Below are 2403 nucleotides of genomic sequence, written 5' to 3'. Positions count from 1 at the left end.
GGCCGGGCCGTCGTCGCGACGGGCCCGCTCGCGGGCCGCGGCGTCGCGCTCGCGGCGGCGGGGAGGCGCGGGATCCCAGTCGTGCTCGTCGCGATCCGCGACGGCGCGCGGATCGACGACGGGGCGCTCGCGCTCGCGGCGCCGTGAGCGGGACGCCGGCTCGGCGGCGCCACGACGCTGGTCGAGCCCGGTCGCCAGCAGTAGCCCGACCGCGGCGAGGCTGGCGAAGATCCCCCACGACAGCCCGATCGTGGTGCTGATCCCCGACCCGCCCGCGCCGGACGCGGTCTCGTTGGCGGGATGGTCGAAGAGTCGGTAGACGACGAGCACCCCGACCCACCCGGCGGCGGCGGTCACCAGCGTGCCGTCGCGGAAGGGGAGGGTGAAGGCGCGCTCGGTGGCACGGCCCCACGTGAGGGCCATGACCGCCGCGGCGACCAGCAGCACCGCGGCCTCGACGAACGAGAACGACCCGAACGCGGAGAGGCTGCTGTCGCTGGTCCTCGGTCCCGGGAACGAGGTCACCGACTTCGTGTACCAGGGGGCGCCGAGGCTCACCAGCACGACGACCGCGGCGGCCACGGTCCGCTGCTGGGCGGAGCTCAGGTTCGACCACGCGTGCAGCACGCCGTAGCGCGGGCGGCGCGACGGTGCGGGGGGCGGGGGTGCGGGCTCGGAGGTCGCCACGGTCAGCCGATCGGGATGTCCTGGACGCGGGGCCCGCCGGCGGTCGCGGTCCCGCCGTCGCGGCCGGGCGCGCCCTCCAGGTGGAGCACCCACCAGTCGATGATCGCGCGGACCAGGATCAGCAGCTCGCGGATCAGGGCGTTGACCTGGGCCTGGAGCTCGCTCGGGAGCAGGTCGCGGATCGTCCGCAGCAGCAGGGCGAGGGCGTGGACCTCGTCCGCCTTCTCGCTGCGGTCCTGCGGCGTCGCCCAGCCGGCCGGCGGGACCTCGCCGGCGGCCTCGGCCGCGTTCGCCTCGGCCGCCTCGCGGTGCAGGCGCTCGGCGGCCTCCTGCGTGGCGCGGATGCGCTCGCGCAGCTCGTCGAGCGAGTCGTTGGCGGTCGTGTCGGTCATCGATCGGCGGGGGGCGGGGCGCTGAGCGTCACCTCGAGGGTGCCGTCTCGGAGCGCGGCCCCCGAAGGACGATAGTGCGCGATGGAGGCGGGCAACAGCACCGTCCGCCGGCGGCCCGCGACCTCGACGACCAGCTCGTCGCCCGCGCGCCGGACCGCGACCTCGCCGCGATCCGCCAGCGGCACGGCGATCCGCAGCCACGCCTGGTCGCCGTCGACCTCGAGCTCGCGCGCCGGTCCCGCGTGCAGCAGCGCCGCCGGGTCGACGTCGGCGTAGAGCTCGGCCGCCAGCCGGTCGAGGGCCGCCTCGCCGACGACCTCGGCGTCGAAGTAGGGCGCGTCGAGCACCGGCAGCGGCGAGAAGGCGGCGTGGATCTCCTCCAGGTGCCGCTGCTGCTGGTCTCGCCAGCGGGTGAAGTAGGAGCCGACGTCGGCCGGGAACAGCCGGTTGACGACGATCGCGTCGGTCGCGACGCCGTAGAGCGACAGATAGGTGTAGGTCCGCCGCGCCTCGTCGATCACGATCCGGTCGGCGGTCGTCACCAGCCGCACGCTGACGGCGTCGTGGTCCTGGACCATCTCGCGCATCGTCAGCAGGTTCTGCATCAGGCGCCCGATCTCGTCGAGCACCTCGCTGTCGGGGATCGTGACGTCGAGGACCGCCTTGGCGATCGGGCGCGCAGCCCCCAGCAGCTGGTCCTGCCGGGGCATGATCCGATCCAGCCACCAGCGGGCGATGTCGGGGAAGGAGAGCAGCCGCAGGGTCTCGCCGGTCGGGGCGCAGTCGACCACCAGCACGTCGTGGTCGCCGGCATCGCGCAGCTCGACCAGCCGCAGCAGGGCCAGCAGCTCCTCCATCCCCGGCGGGACGGTCAGCTCCTCGGCCGAGACCCGATCGACGCCGCGGGCGACCAGCGTCCGCCCGGCCCAGGCCCGGACCGCACTCCAGTGCCGCGTCAGCTCGGCGTGGGCGTCGACCTGGAGCCCGTCCAGCCGCTCGCCGAGCGCGGTCGGCTCGGGGCCGATCGGCTGCCCGAGCACGTCGGCCAGGCTGTGCGCCGGGTCGGTCGAGACGACCAGCACCCGCTGGCCGGCGGCGGCGATCCGGCGGGCCGTCGCGGCGGCGACCGAGGTCTTGCCGACGCCGCCCTTGCCGGTGTAGAGGACGATCCTCGCGGCCATCGCCGCGAGTGTATGGACCCGCCCGCCCGCCCGCTCGCTGCGGCCGGCGGGGCAGGCGGGGGCCGGCCGGGGCTACGGCTGGCTGACGCCGGGCGCGCCGACCTCGGCCGCGGGATCGGCGCTCGCGGCCGGGACCGCGCCGC

General features: G+C 76.0%; 3 protein-coding genes. All 3 read right to left on the bottom strand.

What is annotated here, in order from left to right:
• Positions 1-687: hypothetical protein (locus tag PAI11_RS09445; protein WP_040599513.1), on the bottom strand; the 687-nt coding region annotated here is incomplete at its 3' end.
• Between the two features lie 2 nt (positions 688-689).
• Positions 690-1079 (bottom strand): hypothetical protein, encoded by a 390-nt coding sequence (locus tag PAI11_RS09440; RefSeq protein ID WP_007573589.1) that lies wholly within the window; start codon positions 1077-1079, stop codon positions 690-692.
• Positions 1076-2260 (bottom strand): ArsA family ATPase, encoded by a 1185-nt coding sequence (locus PAI11_RS09435; RefSeq protein WP_007573588.1) that lies wholly within the window; start codon positions 2258-2260, stop codon positions 1076-1078. Before PAI11_RS09435 ends, PAI11_RS09440 begins: the two co-directional genes overlap by 4 nt.
• Positions 2261-2403 lie beyond the last annotated feature (143 nt).

This window comes from Patulibacter medicamentivorans, from assembly GCF_000240225.1.
GTDB classification, from domain to species: Bacteria; Actinomycetota; Thermoleophilia; order Solirubrobacterales; family Solirubrobacteraceae; genus Patulibacter; species Patulibacter medicamentivorans.
Note: the sequence above shows the minus strand (reverse complement) of the source record. Positions and strands in the feature narration are given on the sequence as shown.